The following is an 18160-nucleotide window of genomic DNA, read 5'->3' as shown; positions in this document are numbered from 1 at the left end:
TTCAACCCTTCGTAGAAAATGCGATTATTCATGGCTTAAATCATGATGATAAAAACTCAAGAATACAAATAGATATCGAAAAACTAAACGATCAAATCATAGAAGTGAAAATTTTTAATACAGGAATAAGTTCAGAAGATGTAGTTGCAAGACTTAATAAATCAACGGAAAAAAATGCCGTAGGCATTACCAAATCTAGATTGAAAAACTACAATACCTTGAACACTTATGAATTGTACAAAGTTGAAATTGAAAAATTGTACAATGGAACTCTTGTAAAACTCTTCATCCCTATTTTAAAATAATTATGAAAATTCTAATCGTAGACGACGAACTTTTGGCAAGAAGAATAATTCGGAAGATAGTCTCTGAAAATTTTCCAACCTTTGAATTTACACGCGAAGCTTCTAACCTAAAAGAAGCCATAACCGTTATTCAAGAAGAGAAGCCTGACCTTATCTTTTTAGACATACAGCTGAAAGATAAAAATAGCTTTGACATATTTGAACAACTAGACCACAATAAGCTAAACATCATTTTTGTAACGGCCTATGAACAATACGCCATTAAAGCATTTGAGGTAGGTGCAAAACACTATATTTTAAAACCAATAGAAGAAGAAAAACTTATTCAAGCAACAGAAAAAGTGATGCGTTTAATGCAAAACAAAAATTCTGAACTTGGTAAAATATCCATCCCCTACAATTCTGATTATAAAATCATTGAAACACAACGTATTTTATTCGCTCAAGCTGACGGGGCTTATTGTAAAATCTATTTAAAGGACAATGGTGAAGAGTACTTGAGTAAACCTCTGAATTACATCGAAGAAAAACTTAAGAACTTCTCTTCTTTTTTCAGAGTTCATAAAAGCTTTCTTGTAAATGGTGATTACATAGAATCTGTTTCAAGAGATAAGAGCAGTCTTTTATTAACGAGTGGTGAAACATTGCCTATTGCAAGATCTAGAAGAGATGATTTTAAACATTTCCTAGCTGAATATTTTTAACCGTTTAGAAATCTAAACACTCTTTTTGAAAACTAAAATTTTAGTTTAAAAGGTATTTTCATTAGCTTTGTAGATATAACGCTAGAGCGGTGCACCTGCACTAATCACCCAAATTGAAAAAAGTAACCATGAGTTACTTTTTTTTTGCTACCTACATGAATTTAATTCTACCGTTAAAAAATTATACAAAGCATTTAAGAAAAGTAGTGAGATGCCTCTCAGGGGCTCTACCTATATTTAGATCGTTAAAATAAAAAAGAAGATTACTTATAAAATATTACTGTTACAACACCCTCTAAATCATTAAAAAGTAGCCTAAATAGGTTACTTTTTTTAGTTATGCTCATGTATTCTTAAACTATCTACAACACCAGAATCCTCAATTTGATCTGGGATAATTCGAATTGTTGTATCCGCTAATAACTCACGAACTTCTGGCTGACCTCCATCTACCCAAGCTGTATACCAAAAACTTGCAACAGCAATAATTGCTTTTCGCATTCTACGTTCTACCATTCCATTTAATGCGGAATGATAGGCTTCACTAAATTCCTTACTATATACTTTAACCGTTTGATTACCGCGTTGCTCAAAACTATATTTACGTCGCTCCCCAAATTCTTCTGTGAGTTTTTTCTCTATCAACAAAACACTATCCAAAGCTAAATGAGAAGACTCTATGGCTTCCCAAATAAAAGTATTGGGATCACTGATATATTGAGCTTGGCCCACCCAAAAATCGTATTTATTGGCATACAACTCTGGTAAGCGACTTTCCCAAAAAGCATGAATTCCCTTCTGCCCGGTAAGTTGTCCATTATAATTCTCCGTGGTATGCAAAGGCACATGGGCATCGGCTATGTAATGTCCTATATCTGCACTCAACTTTACAATACGAGAAAGGTCTTTGTTCAGAAAGGCATTGGTTAACTTACTTTTCATCGCCAACACATGCCAGGGTACTATGCCATATGCTTCTAAAGTATCTTCAGAAAATTTATTGACGGCGTCCTTCCAATACCTCGGCATTACATCAAAAGCAGAACTATCTCCAACCTGATAATGATCTATATCTATAAAGTGCTTTGGAGCTTCACCATTTACAGCATAACGCCTTTTATCAGGATCAACTGCATGTTCGGTAATAAACTCAATGTTGTGTTTATACAGGTAAAACAGATCTTTAGGAACAGCAAAAACAGCTAATCGATTGATCTTTTTATGTCCATAAAATCCCCAATAAGAAGTTTGGGCAAAGCTAAATAAGAAGCTTAACCCTAAGAATAACAGGCTATATCTTAACCAATTTACCATTCTTTAATATCGGAATCACATCTGTTTGGTTGGGTGTTAAACAGTACTTGATATCCTCGTTGAGATTTAGGTTTTTTAGTCTTCTACGGTGAGAACTTGATTTTAAGTACCCCATGTAGTTGTCTTTAGCAGAAAGATACAAATATTTTGCGGCTATACTAGAGTCTTCATCAGAAGTATATTTTCCTGTTGCAATTAACTGCTCCATAATGGCTCCTGCACAAATGGTGTCCTCTAAGTTGAATTTATCTTGCCATCCTGAACAAAGACAGAGTACATTTTTATCCTGCTCAATCAACCAAGCACAAAGTGCATCGAGGTTAGACAAGGCCCCTATCACAACAGTATCAGCATCTTTAGCAATATTAATAGCTTTAGTTCCATTCGTGGTTGACAATACCACTTCCTTTCCCTTCAATTCTTCTTTCATATAGCTGTAGGGAGAATTTCCAAAGTCAAAACCTTCTACGATTTGACCTTTTCTTTCGGCGCCTACTAGGTAACCTTTTGCTTGATATTCTCTCGCTTCTTCAACAGTTGGAACAGGAATTAAAGCACTCACGCCATTATTAAACGCCGAACAAATTGCTGAGGTCGCCCTCAATACATCAATCACTACTACTATTTCATATTCGTTCTTGAAATATTCATATTCACCTGGTGTAAAACAAACTTCGATGTGCTTTCTAGTATCTTCCATGTCGCGAAAATAAAATATTGTTGAATAAAAAACAGTAAGTTGGAATAAATCTAGAGAGAAAGATGTTGTAAAACTGCTCTAAATTCGGACAATATGATGGCCGTAGCTCCCCATACACGTTTATCCGCTAAGTCAAAAAACGGAATATCCTTAAGGGTAATACCACCTCCTACTTTAAATTGCGATTTTTTAATTCTATGTTCTTCGAGTAAATCACGTAAGGGAACTACTAGAATTTCATCTACCTCACGTTCGTCTGCTACAAATTCATAACTTCCCTCCCACCAAAAAATAAAAGGACTCACTTTAAACTTACTCACGGGAATATAAATTGGGGTAAGTGCTCCAACTTCGTTGAGATCTTCTTCCCTCACCCCTATTTCTTCTCTACTTTCGCGTTTTGCCGTATGAATGAGAGATACATCGGTTTTATCTTGTTTACCTCCTGGGAAGGCTACTTGTCCACTGTGGGCACCATTATAATTGGGCCGTTGAATTAAAGTAAAGTGCAATTGACGTTGCTTTTCAAATAAGATAATGGCTACTGCACTTTCCCTAAAATCATTATCCCTCCTCAATTGCCGAACACTTTCTGCCCTTTTTCTAGGCATCATAAGTTCATGGGCATCTTCGCCGGGTAATACCTCTAGGGCACTCTTCAATTGATGTACAAACCTTTCCATATCTATCGTCTAATGGAAGCTAAACAATCCATAAACTCCTGAAAATAATACTTTAAATCGTTCTCTTTACAAACGAATTGAAACAAGCAAACGTGCTTATCCTCTAAGGAAGTTGCATAGATAAAACACAAATTGTCGCTGTATGAATTCTCTTTACCTCTCACTATTATATACCGCACATCCGTTCCATATCTGCCCTTAACCTCTTGCTCTACACTTACTTGATTAGCGTACATAGCCGCTCGCTTCAAATGAACAGCAACATTCAACATGAATTGACCATCATCCTTTCCAGATATTTCGGGATAGGTTTCTTTGTAATATTCCTGATCAATGTCATATATCTCGTCACACGAAAAACGAATTCCTCTTTCCAGGTCTTGAAAAGATTCTCCTCCGTCTAAGGAAATGTCAGAACCTCCCCTTTTCAAATCTTCCCATAGCGTCATACTTCTATACTCCAATGTTGTGACGTATTTATCTCCCATTGAGCCTGTTTTGGTTTCTTTTTTCTCTTTTTTTACTTGACAAGAAAAAAGGACTAAACAACTGACGATTATAAGGGCTGAAAATTTGTGCATAAAACGAAAATAGCAATTTCTTACAAGAGATTTTTAAGTTCTTAAAGAAAAGAATCAAGGGAGTAATTTAGACCGACAATTCGAACGAATATTTTCGGGTTACAAACAGAGCTTAAGCTTATATTTTACTGGGGTTATAGCTAAAAAAAGCTATCCACACGACACCGTGTATAACCTTTAACAACTTAAGCTAGAAAAAGCCCTTCATTTCATTATATTTGTTTGTTACCCAGAATAAAGCAACACATGGAGGAAGAAAGCAAATATACCGAAGACAACATACGATCACTCGATTGGAAAGAACACATTAGACTTAGACCCGGAATGTACATCGGTAAACTAGGAGATGGTTCTAGTGCCGACGATGGTATTTACATTCTCGCCAAAGAGGTGCTCGACAATTGTATTGACGAGTTTGTAATGGGGAATGGAAGAAAAATTGAAATCAAGCTGAAAGACGGTTTAGTTTCAGTTCGAGATTACGGTCGAGGTATTCCATTGGGAAAAGTTGTTGATGTTGTTTCTAAAATGAACACAGGAGGTAAATACGATTCAAAAGCCTTTAAGAAATCTGTGGGATTAAACGGTGTGGGTACAAAAGCCGTGAATGCTTTGAGTAGCCATTTCATGGTCTATGCTGTGAGAGAGGGTGAAAAGAAGGGTGCAACTTTTTCTCGTGGAGAACTCATAGAAGAAACCAAAGTTGAAAAAACGGACGAAAAGAACGGTACTTACGTTGAGTTTTATCCGGATGAAAAAGTCTTTAAAAAGTTTGCTTATAAAATTCCTTACCTAGAAAAAATGATTTGGAACTACTGTTATTTGAACAGAGGTTTAGCCATTCATTTTAACGGGAACAAATATCAATCAAAGAATGGTTTACAAGACTTGTTGGAGAACAACATGGACGGTGATCCACTCTACCCTATCATTCACTTAGAAGGTGATGATATTGAAGTTGCATTTACACACGGTAAAACCTACGGAGAGGATTATTATTCTTTCGTAAACGGTCAGCACACCACACAAGGTGGTACGCACCAAAGTGCTTTTAGAGAAGCTGTCGCTAAAGTGATCAAAGATTTCTATGGGAAAAATTACGAGTCTTCGGACATTCGTCAATCCATTGTTGCTGCCATTTCTGTTAAAGTAATGGAGCCTGTCTTTGAATCGCAGACCAAAACCAAATTAGGGTCTTTAGAAGTTGAACCCGGTGGTAAAACCATGCGTACGTTCGTGAATGATTTCTTGAAAGTAAAACTGGATAACTTCTTACACAAGAATCCGCAGGTGGCAGACATTCTTGAAAAGAAAATTAAACAATCTGAAAAAGAAAGAAAAGAACTTTCTGGAATACGTAAACTCGCTAGAGATCGTGCAAAGAAAGCTTCACTTCACAATAAAAAATTAAGAGACTGTAGAGTTCACCTTACAGATCTTAAAAAAGACAGAAGAGAGGAAACAACCCTGTTCATTACCGAGGGTGACTCTGCATCTGGTTCCATTACAAAATCGAGAGATGTAAACACACAAGCTGTATTTAGTTTGCGTGGAAAGCCTTTAAATTCTTATGGATTAACCAAAAAAGTGGTGTATGAAAATGAGGAATTTAACCTCATACAAGCAGCCCTCGATATAGAAGATGATATGGATAATTTACGTTACAACAAAATCGTAATCGCTACCGATGCCGATGTCGATGGTATGCACATCCGTATGTTGCTCTTGACTTTCTTCTTACAATTCTTCCCTGATTTGGTAAAAAGAAATCACGTCTACGTGCTACAAACTCCATTGTTTAGGGTAAGAAACAAGAAGACAACCAAGTATTGTTACTCAGAGGATGAGCGTAAAGATGCCATTGCCAAATTGGGTAAGAATGCCGAAATCACACGATTTAAAGGTTTGGGGGAAATTTCACCGGATGAATTTAAAAACTTCATCGGAGAAGATATTCGTCTTGAACCTGTACTACTCACTAAGCATGCTTCAATTGAAGAAACTTTGAGCTTCTACATGGGAAAAAACACTCCAACTCGTCAGGAGTTTATCATGGACAACCTTAGAGTGGAAAAAGACTTAGAGGAAGAAATCAAAGCAGAGATTGAAGAAACGATAGAAAAAGCTTCGTAAAATTATGTCAGAAGAAAATAACACTCCACACGACGAAGAAGAAAACAAGGATATGAACCCTGAGGGGAATCCTGAACCTGATGATAACGGTAGAGAGCTTGATGATAAAATTGTTCCTTTAAGTGGACTCTACGAAAATTGGTTCTTGGATTACGCATCTTACGTAATTTTAGAAAGAGCCGTTCCTGGATTGTACGATGGTATGAAACCCGTACAACGTAGGATTTTGCACTCCATGAAGGAAATGGATGATGGCCGTTACAACAAGGTAGCGAACATCATTGGTAACACCATGAAATATCACCCACACGGGGATGCTTCTATTGGTGATGCTTTGGTGCAGTTAGGACAAAAAGATTTATTGATTGATTGTCAAGGTAACTGGGGTAACACCTTAACGGGTGACTCAGCGGCAGCAGCCAGATATATTGAGGCGAGACTTTCTAAGTTTGCCAACCACGTTGTATTTAACCCTAAAACAACCAATTGGCTATCTAGTTATGATGGCCGTAACAAGGAACCGGAGAATTTACCCATCAAATTCCCACTGCTACTGGCACAAGGGGCCGAGGGTATTGCCGTAGGTATGGCGTGTAAAATTCTTCCGCACAACTTTATTGAATTAATTGATAATTCAATCAACCATTTACGCGGTAGAAAAGTAGAGTTCTATCCAGACTTCCCCAATGGAGGTATGGCCGACTTTACTAACTACAACGATGGTTTGCGTGGAGGAAAAGTAAGGGTTCGTGCTAAAATCAATAAGGTAGACAAGAAAACCTTAACGATTAACGAGATCCCTTTTGGTACTACTACAACTTCTTTGATTGAATCCATCCTTAAAGCCAATGATAAGGGGAAAATCAAAATCAAGAAAATAGAAGATAACACAGCACAAGATGCTGAAATCATGATTCATCTACCAAGTGGTGTGAGTCCTGATAAATTAATAGATGCACTTTACGCCTTTACAGATTGTGAAGTCTCTATTTCTCCTAACTCGTCTGTAATTGATAAAGACACTCCAAAATTTTTAGGAGTTACACAAATTCTTAAAACCAATACAGACAACACCGTTCAACTCTTAAAATTAGAGTTAGAAATTAAGAAAGGTGAACTTGAAGAACAGTGGCACTTTAGTTCTCTTGAGAAAATCTTCATCGAAAAACGTATTTACCGTTTAATTGAGGAAGAGGAAACTTGGGAAGGCGTAATTGGAGCAATAGACAAAGGTTTAAAACCACACATCAAGCATTTAAAAAGAGAAGTTACAGAAGAGGATATCGTACGCTTAACAGAAATTAGAATTAAGCGTATTTCTAAATTCGATAGCTTCAAGGCAGATGAAATCATCAACCGTCTGGAAGATGAATTGAAAAATGTTCAACACAAATTAGATAACCTTATTGAACATGCAGTAGATTACTTCAAAGATTTGAAGAAAAAATTCTCTGCAGGTAAAGAGCGTAAAACAGAGATCAAAGTATTTGATAACATCAACGCCTCTAAGGTTATTATTGCCAACCGTAAATTCTACGTTGATAAGAAAGAAGGATTTATAGGATATAGTTTGCGTGGAGCTGAGTTTGTACAAGACTGTTCAGAAATTGATGATATCATTATTTTCTTTGAGTCAGGTAAAATGATGGTAACCAAAATTGCCGACAAGAAATTCGTAGGTAAAGGAATTGTACACGCAGCCGTTTGGAAGCGTGGAGACAAGCGCACCATTTACCACTTGTTCTACAAAGACGGTACTGGTGGACCAACCATGATGAAACGCTTCAGCGTTAAATCTATCACAAGAGATAAAGAATACGATTTAACCAAAGGAACGAAAGGTTCTAAAATGCTCTATTTCTCAGTACACCCTAATGGCGAAAGAGAAGTCGTAACGGTACATTTAAGACCGCGTCCACATTTAAAACGTATACGTTGGGATTTAGATTTAGGAGATTTATTGATCAAAGGTAGAAGTGCCGGAGGTAATATCGTTACCAAAGAAATTGTTTCTAAAATCACACAAAAAGAAGTGGGTGGATCTACACTTGCAGCACGTAAAATTTGGTATGATGATGTTGTAGGTAGATTAAATGACGAGCAAAGAGGTAAGTTCTTAGGTAGTTTCAAAGGAGATGATAAAATCCTTACACTCTACAGTAATGGAGAGTATAGACTTTCACATTTCGACTTATCAACGCACTTCGATGAAGACATGATACACATAGAGAAATGGAATCCAAACCATGCTCTATCTTGTGTATACTATGATGGCGAAAAAGACATCCATTACGTCAAGCGTTTTGAATGCGAAGTAACCACTGACAAACGCGTTCCTTTCATTAGCGATTCAGAAGGATCTTATTTAGATGTAGTTTCTACGGCATATCAGCCACGAATAAAAATCATCTATAACAAATTGTTAAAAGCAACGAAGAATCTACCCGATAGAGAGGTGAATTTAGCTGATTTCATTGATGTTAAAGGTATGAAGTCTCAAGGGAATCAGTTGACGAAGCTAAAAGTGAAGGAAATTGTTCTCGATCACAAAATTGAAGGAGATGAACCTTGGCCAGATGAAGTAAAACAAGAAAAGAAGAAGGAAGAAACTTCTACAGAAAGTTCAAATGAAGAAGGAAGTGTAGAAGTTGAATGGGATATGACTAAAAAGTCTGACGACGACAACCCAACTTTATTTTAACATGGAATACGAAAATAAATACAGAAACATACGTCAAGAGGAAGTTACCCTCCTACATCACTTATTGAAACTTGCAAACTTAAACGTTGCTGATTTTCCGCATACGGAAAGAGTTTTCGAATACGAAGGTGGCAAAATGGGCAGTATAAACTTTGACAATGATAATACCGAAAACTATTTAGGTGATATCATGGCTGTTGAATTTAAGGATGAAGACGATGTTCGCGTGGTGGTAACATTAACCATTGATAAAAACAAACAACTATTAGACATGGATTTCTGGAAAGAAGACTTTTCTGCACTTAAAAAATATCCTACTCCTGATATAGTAACCAAAGCACAACACATACTATAAGTTGTTTAAATTGATATTCTTAAGCCGATACATGTAAAATGTGTCGGCTTTTTTTATGTATTTAATTTTAGTTCCTTAATTCTATTTTTAGACAAAACTAAATTTATATATTTGCAACAGTAAAAATATAAAATTACACATGAGAATATTATTTTCTATACTACTAATAATATCGTTCCATCAGCTCAACGCGCAGCAAATTTCGCTGGTTAACGACCTGAATGAACCGCTCTCCTTCGCTAAAGTGTACTTGAACAACGCAGATACGCTGATCATTGCGGATGACAGTGGTCAAATAAACCATAACTTCCCAGGTGCGAGAAAAGAACGACTTACCATTCGTCATCAACAAATTTTAGATACTAACTTCCTCTATACCCCACAAACCGAAAATACTACTATCCTTATACCAAGAAAACAACTTATACAAGACTTAGACGAAGTCGTAGTAAGCGCCACCCTCACCCCCTTATCTAAAAAAGATAGCCCCGTAAACGTCGAGGTATATTCCTCTGAATATTTTGAAGCCAACCCCACTCCTTCCCTATTCGAATCGATGCAAAATGTAAACGGTGTTCGTCCACAATTAAACTGTAACGTTTGTAATACGGGAGATATTCATATTAACGGATTAGAAGGTCCTTACACCATGATACTAATAGATGGTATGCCCATTGTAAGTGGATTGAGTACAGTTTACGGTTTATCGGGCATTCCACAATCTATGATAGAACGTGTAGAAATTATCAAAGGTCCAGCCAGCACTCTATACGGATCTGAAGCTGTTGGAGGAATGATTAACGTCATAACCAAAGACCCAACATTCGCCAAAACCTTTGTAATGAACAATATGCTTAGCAGTTGGTTAGAGAATAATTTGGACCTTTCAACAAAATACGAAATAGGCCAAAGAGCTCAAGCATTACTCGGAATCAATTACTTTAACTACTCAGTACCTATAGATAACAACAATGACAATTTTACGGATGTCACTTTATCCAATAGAGTATCACTATTCAATACGATAAACTATAAGAACAAGAAAAACAAAATGCACAGTGTTGCGCTTCGCGTTGTTCACGAAAACAGATGGGGTGGAGAAATGAATTGGGCTCCTGAATTTAGAGGTACCGATAGCATATACGGAGAGAGTATAATCACCAATAGATGGGAAGCTTTTTCAAAACATCAATTGGATAAAGCTAAACATTTCAACTTTCAACTTTCCGCTAACGGGCACTATCATGATTCTTATTACGGAACAACACATTACAAAGCTCAACAACACGTCGTATTTGGTCAATTAATACACACGCGTAAAATAGGAGATAAACACGAACTACTCAGTGGCGTTGCCTTAAGATACACGCATTATGATGACAATACTCCAGCAACGACAGCGAAACAAAATACGCACACCCTGTTACCAGGAGTTTTTATTCAAGATCAAGTTACATTCAATAAAAACCATAGTTTACTTGCCGGTGTCCGTTATGACTATAACAGTAAACATGGCAATATTTTATCTCCTCGTATCAATTACAAATGGAATTCTAAAAAGACGAATACGATTTTCCGTCTAGGACTTGGTAATGGATATCGCGTTGCAAATGTATTTACGGAAGACCACGCAGCCCTAACAGGTGCAAGAACAGTAGAATTCACAGAAGCATTAGCTCCTGAAACATCTTACAATGCCAACCTTAACATAGACCAAAGTATCGTTAAATATAAAAGAGCGCTAATCACAGTAGATGCGAGTCTTTTTTACACCTATTTCACCAATAGAATCATTGCAGACTACGAAACAGATCCAGACAAAATCATTTATGCTAACTTAGATGGATATGCTATTTCACAAGGAGCGTCTTTCAACAGTCAAATTCATTTCACCAATGGAACAAACTTAAGACTTGGAATCAATATACAAGATGTAACGTATACAGAAAATGGTGTTCGTAAAAATCAACTGTTAACAGAAAAAGTATCCGGAACATGGTCCTTTTCTATACCTCTTCCTAAACTGAATTTAAACATTGATTATACGGGGAATTTATACGGACCTATGCGTTTACCTCTTGTGAGCGATTTAGACAGCAGAGATGAGTTCTCTCCCTATTGGAGCTTACAAAACATCAAACTAAATTTCTCTTACTTTAAAAACATTGAAATTTATGCAGGAGTGAAAAACTTACTCAATTTCACACCGCCTGCGAACAGTATTGCGCGAGCATTTGACCCTTTTGATAAAGATGTAAGTTTCGATGCAAATGGGAATGCCTTACCCACTGCGAACAATCCAGAAGCACTGACATTCGACCCCTCATATGTCTATGCGCCCAACCAAGGAATTCGAGGATTTATTGGCGTAAAATGGAGCATTAAATAAGGCCGTGTAACCTGGCTATCCATTACTAGTTTTCAGAATATAAAGCCGTAAAACTATTGAAACAAAGCTCAAACTTCTAAGGTCGTTTGGGCTTTGTTTGTTTTTACTGGCTTTACCTACTAAAAAGCTAACCATTTCTATCCAGCACGGAATTTAAATGAATGCACTTGAAGTGAAACTTTAAAAGTATCTATTTTGATTAGTCGCATTTTTGCCAAAAGCTACACACCGCTGATTCATTGATGTACAGCTATCTATACCACCTACACAAACCAACGGTCTTGTAGTATATCCTCAGATGTGTTGATCTACAACCTATATTTCACACCTGAACTCATGTTTAACAAATCGTCCACCGTCAATAATAACAGACCTTAACAAGTCAAATTAAACCTTGGCAAAAATGCGACCAATCAATTATCTAACACCGCTAGCCAACCTACTAGCTTATCCATAACCATCGTTCAAAAAACAAGAGACTGTCCTACCTAAAGTTTAGGCAACAAAAAAGTCCGACGCTTAACACGCCGGACTTTTAAGGAAATAAATTATTGTATTATAACTTCACAAACTTACCAGTTGCTGACTGACCAGCTACCTTGATAATGTACGTACCGTTAGGTAATGCACTTGCGTCGAAGTTAACTTTGTTTTCTCCTTTTACTAATCCTTTCGCATCTACAGTTTTAACAACTATTCCTGCTAAGTTGTAGAAGTAAATAGTAGCATCTGAAGCTTCAACATCATTCAATACTACCGTTGCGTTTCCAGTAGAAGGGTTTGGATATACTGTTAATACATCTTTTTCTACTTTCTCTTCCATTGGGTTATTCGAAGTAGTTTCTTCAACTGCAACTGTAGAAGTTGTTTTGAAGATACCTCTACCGAAAGTACCAATGTAAATCTCTCCGTATCCTGGGTTTCCACCTAAGTAGTTTTCATCTCTCCAGTTTTGCTCAACTGTGTAAGCTGGTGTTCCTTCAAACAAGTCCTTACCTCCTGCAGCAACAGACCAAGTAGCACCACCATCTTCAGAAACCATCGCTCCGTTGTAAGATGCTCCAATAATTAATTGGTCATTGTTTCTTTCAACTACTACATCATAGATAGGCATTGCTTCTGTTCCAACTTGAGTTAATGTAGGAGTTGCAGAAGTACCGTTTGAAGATCTGTAAATTGAGTTATTCACACCTCCACCAGTAACTACTAATACGTCTGGGTTCTTGTGATCAATACCTAGACCTCTTACTGAGTTAGCTCCAGAGAACTGAACTACAGATGTTGCAGTAGCTCCTTCGTCTAAATCACACTTCAATTCAAAGTCATCATCAGATGAATAAACAGAACCTAAACCGTCAACTCTAATTAATTTAGAACCAGCAGCAACAAACATGTGGTTTAAATCTTCAGAGAATTCAACATCCATTCCAGCTTGAACAGAACCTAAGTTTTCGGCAATTCTCACCCATTTTGGATTTGCTTCAGCAAATCTAAGTGCATCTCTTGTTCCCCAAAGCTCACCACCGTTGTTCGATGTTGCTAATACGAACCAAGATTGGAAAGGATCTTGAACAGTTAATGTATCCCAAGCTACTCCAATAGCAATAGTATCCATTCCCATGTCGTATGTCTCAGATGGGTTAATTGAGTTACTTCCGTAGTAGTGATCATATGCGATAACGTCTTCTACGACAACTGTATCAATTCCTGCTGGTAAATCAATTTCAAGAGAATCCCCAATTGAAGGTGGGTAACCTGAACCTGTAATTGCTGTGTAAGAATACTGTCCCAAATCGAATTGATTTCCTGCAGAATCCTCCACTAAATAATCAACACCAGTTAACGCCGGGTTGTAGTATAATGTATCATCGTATCTTAAGTCAATTGGTGTAATGTAGTCAATTGTATCTCCTGTAGCTCTAGAAGGAACTCTTAACGCATCACCTGCTGAGTAACTCTGGAAAGGAACGTAGATTACACTGTCTTCAGAATTCTCATCGTAGTATTCAGCCAATGACATTTGTGTGTTAAAGAAATAGTGTTGACCTGATCCTCCTAATCCATTCATACCGTAAATTGAAGAAGGAAGACCTAATGGAAATTCTCCAACTGACTCTCCTCTATCTGCTGAACGATAAATTACACTATAGTATAATGATGAAAATACTACGTTAGGGTTGAATTTCGAAATTTCACAATCAAAACCATCACCTCCTGAAAATTCAATAAAGTCTTGGTACGTTGCGTTTGTATGATCATTGTATAAAGACCCATTGTCTTGTGAACCACCAATTACAGACATATCTACACCGTAAGAAATATCGTAAAACTGCGTTGCATTGAACCCTCTATTAGCAGGTGTAAATGAAGCTCCTAAATCATTAGATCTTCCAATACCACCGTCATTACCAATGTATAAAATGTTTGAATTACTCCACTTTAATTCGTGGTTATCTGCGTGCACATATAAAGGATCTTGAGGGGATCTGAACCACTCTGAGATTTTATCCCAAGATCCAGATGCTGGAGCAGCTACTTGCTGTTCCCATTCCCATAAATCAATACCACCAATGATAACTCTGTCTGCATCCGTTGGATCAAATGAAACCGTAGAATTGTAAATACCTTGACCAGAGTAAATATCTAATGGATCAGTAGAAGTTGCAGGCGTATGCTGCGTCCAAGTAATACCATTATCGTCAGAAATCCACTGCCCAGCACTGTTCCCTGAAGTAGTAGCAGCGTATACTTTATAATTTCCATTCACTCTTGAATGAGAAATAGCATATTCGATTCTTGAAAAACCAATTTGTGGAATTTCACCAGCTCCAGAACCAGCTCGATCTTGGAAAGTTGCCCCTCCATCTGTTGATACATATGTTTTTGTACTACCTGAAGCTACTATTATTACTTGCCCATCTTTAGACATTTTCAAAGTAGTAACAGCTCCTGGTGTACCAATATCAACAGATTCAATAGCAGTTGCTCCTGCTGTATATTTTTTCAATCCAGAAGCAGTTGTGAAGAAAATTGAATTTGAATTTTCACAACCTACAACCTCCAAGATAATATTGTAAGCATCGGTTCCCGGAACTAAACTCCATGTTGCACCTTTGTCTGGTGACATCCATAGACCATTACCAAGTCCACCTAAAGACTCACTGTAAGAATTCCCTAAACCAGTTGCAACATAAATGTTACCCGCTTGGTCTTGCGCCATAGAAGAAACAAAATTTGTTCCTGGGAAATTTTGAACTCTCGTCCAGTAATTCGCCTTCCAAGGTGAATACCATAAACCTCCAGAAACTGAAGCTGCCCAAACGTTATTTTCATCTTGGTGATCAATTAAGATAGCTCTTGTTCTACCCCCAACATTTGCAGGACCTTCCTCTTGCCATTTAATTACGTTTGACTTAGCAGCAAATTTATACTGCTCCATAATTTGGCTCATCTTTTCAGGGGTTGCAACTTGTCCCGTTTCTTGGTCTATCAATTGAGCTCTAAACCACTCCTCTCTATCAGATAGAGCTGAGTAAGACTCAAAAGACTGTAAACTCTTCGGGGTGTATTGACTTTTCTCCGAAGAAGAAGGATACCAAACCATTGCAGCTGAAGCAATTGCAGCTACAGATAAGGTTCCTAATAACAATTTGTTACGCTTCATAAGTTATTTATTTCCTTTATTAATAGTTAAAGCAAGCGCCAAGTTACAAATAATTAATTTAACAGAAATTAAATTTTCGGATAACTTGAACGCATCTCCTTGTAAAATTAAAGAATCATAGTTCTTGAAAAAACAACAATTCTCACAAGATTGTTCTAAACTTTACATGTCTATTTTTCGTTGAGATCGAATATATGCTTTTCTGCATGATAAGAAGACCTCACTAATGGTCCACTTTCTACGTACCTAAAGCCCATTTCAATACCTAAATCATAATATTTTTGGAAACGCTCAGGAGTAACGAATTCTGCAACTGGTAAATGTTTTGGTGTAGGTTGTAGGTATTGACCTAACGTAAGAATATCACATCCAACACTTCTCAAGTCTTGCATTGTTTCAATCACTTCTTCATCTGTCTCACCCAATCCTAGCATTACACCAGACTTCGTTCTCATTCCCGCTTTTTTCAAACGGAACAATACTTCTAAACTTCTGTCGTACTTAGCCTGAATTCTTACTTGCTTGGTTAAGCGTCTAACGGTTTCTAAATTGTGCGAAACTATTTCAGGAGCTACGTCCGTTACTATTTTTAAGTTTTCCCACTTTCCAGCGAAGTCTGGAATAAGTGTTTCTAAGGTTGTTCCTGGTGATTGATGACGAATTGCTCGTACAGTTTGTGCCCAAATATTCGCACCTCCATCAGCTAAGTCATCTCTATCTACAGAAGTTAAAACGGCATGTTTTACTCCCATTAACTTCACTGAATTGGCTACTCTACCTGGTTCGAACTCATCCACTTCATCTGGTCGTCCTGTTTGAACAGCACAGAAACCACATGAACGCGTACAAATATTTCCTAGAATCATGAATGTTGCAGTTCCTTCTCCCCAACATTCACCCATGTTCGGACAACTACCACTTTCACATATCGTATGCAATTTGTGTTCGTCTACAAGAGACCTTACCTTTCTGTAATTCTCTCCCGTCGGCAATTTAACGCGTAACCACTTCGGTTTTTTAATGCGTACCTTCTCTCCGTCTTTTGCCAATACTTCCGTCATCTATTTTTGTTACTTTATGGATTTTCACCGCTTTTGCTTAAAAAGTAAAAGGGCTATCCGTTCAAAATAATATCTTTACCTCTACGTAATAAAACACAAAATTAAGCATAATAAAAGTATTTACTATGACAACTTCTAGAGTTAGTTATTTAGGCGACTTAAGAACTAAATGCACACATGTAAAATCAGGAACAGAAATTATTACTGATGCCCCTGTAGACAATAATGGTAAAGGAAGCACTTTTTCACCGACAGATTTAGCTGCAACTTCATATGCCTCATGCATGCTTACTATAATAGGTATCTTTTGCAACAACCATGAAATAGATTTCAAACATGGAGAAGCAGAAATTACAAAAGTAATGGGAAGCGGTCCAAGACGAATTTCAAAACTTATTATTCATTTAAACTTTGAAGGAAACGGTTGGGATCACAAAACCCAATTGAAAATAAAAAATGCAGGTGAAAACTGCCCGGTGGCAATTACCCTAAAAGACAACGTTGAAGTTGAATTAACTTATATGTTTTAAAACTTGGATTCTTTAAGTCAAATTGTTCTAGGCGCTGCTGTAGGTGAAGCAGTAGCAGGAAAACAGATAGGAAGAAAAGCACCACTTCTTGGAGCCATCTTTGGCACAATTCCAGATTTAGATGTATTTCTTAAATATGTCATTGATGGGGTTATTGACCAAGACCTGGCACATAGGGGCTTTAGCCACTCTATTGTATTCGCCCTATTACTATCTGTAGTTACAGCTCCCTTATTGAAGAAAATTTTCAATACAAAGATTAGCTTATTTCGACTTTTCAATCTTGCTTTTCTGTGCACAGTAACGCACCCTATGCTGGATGCATTTACTACATGGGGAACGCAATTCTTTTGGCCTTTTGAAGATAGAATAGCCTTGAATTCAATATTTGTAATTGACCCCCTCTACACCCTCCCCTTTCTTGCGCTATGTTTATGGGCAATATGTCTACCCAAAACATCTAAAAGACGTCGAAGGCTAAATTATATAGGTCTTGTTTTATCCTGTGGCTACTTAATGATAACATTGGCTATCAAAGAAACACTTTACCACAAGGTCTCTGAATCTCAAACAGAACTTATTCAGCACGAGGTAAAACCTATGCCTTTAACTTCTTTGTATTGGACAGCAATTCTAGAAAAAGAAAAAGGATTTAATATTGGGTATAGAAACTTATTAAAAGACACAAACTTTGTTTGGGAAGAGTACGTTCCAAAAAATCATCATTTACTGGAGCGTTACTTAAGTGTGAAACAAATAGATAAAATAAAGTTCCTAACCAAAGGCTATTTTGCGGCAAAACAGCAACATGACACCTTATTTGTGTATGATTTAAAATTTGGAACGCTCAACAAACTCTCATCAGGTAAAAATCTTAGTGCAATAATGGGCTATGGCTTTGTTCTTCAACAAGAAGGTGTGAGCAGTATTTTCAAACTAACCGATATCCATAAACTAGGAGACGCTAACTTTAAGGCGTACAAGAATTATATATTTTAAATATGAAGACATTAGTAACAGCAGTATCTCTAGCCACGTGT

The 18160-nt window shown here is 37.1% G+C and carries 14 protein-coding genes; 8 read left to right on the top strand and 6 right to left on the bottom strand.

The window, feature by feature from the left end; all coding sequences use genetic code 11:
- On the top strand, positions 1-305 hold a 305-nt coding region (locus AC22ZQ_RS04965), incomplete at its 5' end, for a sensor histidine kinase (protein ID WP_413468672.1).
- Between the two features lie 2 nt (positions 306-307).
- On the top strand, positions 308-1009 hold the full coding sequence (locus tag AC22ZQ_RS04960) for a LytR/AlgR family response regulator transcription factor (protein WP_318957640.1): 702 nt from the start codon (positions 308-310) through the stop codon (positions 1007-1009).
- Positions 1010-1342: 333 nt separating this feature from the next.
- On the opposite strand, the gene AC22ZQ_RS04955 is transcribed toward AC22ZQ_RS04960, so the two are convergent.
- Genes AC22ZQ_RS04955 through AC22ZQ_RS04940 form a run of 4 tightly spaced genes read right to left on the bottom strand, consistent with a single transcriptional unit; the run spans position 1343 to position 4194 of the window.
- Positions 1343-2323 (bottom strand): zinc dependent phospholipase C family protein, encoded by a 981-nt coding sequence (locus AC22ZQ_RS04955; protein ID WP_318957639.1) that lies wholly within the window; start codon positions 2321-2323, stop codon positions 1343-1345.
- Positions 2301-3023, bottom strand: coding sequence for a 2-phosphosulfolactate phosphatase (locus AC22ZQ_RS04950; protein WP_318957638.1), 723 nt, complete (start codon positions 3021-3023; stop codon positions 2301-2303). The genes AC22ZQ_RS04955 and AC22ZQ_RS04950 overlap by 23 nt, the downstream gene beginning before the upstream one ends.
- Positions 3024-3073: 50 nt before the next feature.
- Positions 3074-3706 carry an NUDIX hydrolase gene (locus tag AC22ZQ_RS04945; protein ID WP_318957636.1) on the bottom strand — a complete coding sequence of 211 codons (633 nt, stop codon included), beginning with the start codon at positions 3704-3706 and terminating at the stop codon, positions 3074-3076.
- Between the two features lie 2 nt (positions 3707-3708).
- Positions 3709-4194, bottom strand: a complete 486-nt coding sequence (locus AC22ZQ_RS04940; RefSeq protein ID WP_318957635.1) for a hypothetical protein — start codon at positions 4192-4194, stop codon at positions 3709-3711.
- A 339-nt stretch (positions 4195-4533) separates the two neighbouring features.
- Between AC22ZQ_RS04940 and AC22ZQ_RS04935 the strand changes: the two genes are divergently transcribed.
- The 4 genes from AC22ZQ_RS04935 (at position 4534) to AC22ZQ_RS04920 (ending at position 11865) form a co-directional block, all read left to right on the top strand.
- Positions 4534-6420 (top strand): DNA topoisomerase IV subunit B, encoded by a 1887-nt coding sequence (locus AC22ZQ_RS04935; RefSeq protein WP_318957634.1) that lies wholly within the window; start codon positions 4534-4536, stop codon positions 6418-6420.
- A gap of 4 nt (positions 6421-6424) precedes the next feature.
- On the top strand, positions 6425-9121 hold the full coding sequence (locus tag AC22ZQ_RS04930; protein ID WP_318957633.1) for a DNA gyrase/topoisomerase IV subunit A: 2697 nt from the start codon (positions 6425-6427) through the stop codon (positions 9119-9121).
- Between the two features lies 1 nt (position 9122).
- Entirely contained in the window at positions 9123-9476 is a 354-nt protein-coding gene (locus tag AC22ZQ_RS04925; protein WP_318957632.1) for a DUF6984 family protein, read from the top strand.
- A gap of 139 nt (positions 9477-9615) precedes the next feature.
- Positions 9616-11865, top strand: coding sequence for a TonB-dependent receptor plug domain-containing protein (locus AC22ZQ_RS04920; protein ID WP_318957631.1), 2250 nt, complete (start codon positions 9616-9618; stop codon positions 11863-11865).
- A 556-nt stretch (positions 11866-12421) separates the two neighbouring features.
- On the opposite strand, the gene AC22ZQ_RS04915 is transcribed toward AC22ZQ_RS04920, so the two are convergent.
- Both AC22ZQ_RS04915 and lipA read right to left on the bottom strand, forming a co-directional pair.
- Positions 12422-15529 carry a T9SS type A sorting domain-containing protein gene (locus AC22ZQ_RS04915; RefSeq protein WP_318957629.1) on the bottom strand — a complete coding sequence of 1036 codons (3108 nt, stop codon included), beginning with the start codon at positions 15527-15529 and terminating at the stop codon, positions 12422-12424.
- A gap of 170 nt (positions 15530-15699) precedes the next feature.
- Positions 15700-16590: a lipoyl synthase gene (gene lipA, locus AC22ZQ_RS04910; RefSeq protein WP_318957627.1), complete on the bottom strand. Its 891-nt coding sequence runs from the start codon at positions 16588-16590 to the stop codon at positions 15700-15702.
- Between the two features lie 125 nt (positions 16591-16715).
- Between lipA and AC22ZQ_RS04905 the strand changes: the two genes are divergently transcribed.
- Positions 16716-17120 carry an OsmC family protein gene (locus tag AC22ZQ_RS04905; protein WP_318957625.1) on the top strand — a complete coding sequence of 135 codons (405 nt, stop codon included), beginning with the start codon at positions 16716-16718 and terminating at the stop codon, positions 17118-17120.
- A gap of 3 nt (positions 17121-17123) precedes the next feature.
- Positions 17124-18119 carry a metal-dependent hydrolase gene (locus tag AC22ZQ_RS04900; RefSeq protein ID WP_318957623.1) on the top strand — a complete coding sequence of 332 codons (996 nt, stop codon included), beginning with the start codon at positions 17124-17126 and terminating at the stop codon, positions 18117-18119.
- The last annotated feature ends 41 nt before the right edge of the window (positions 18120-18160 follow it).

It is taken from the genome of Lishizhenia sp., from assembly GCF_057456495.1.
This window is presented reverse-complemented; position numbering and strand designations above follow the sequence as displayed.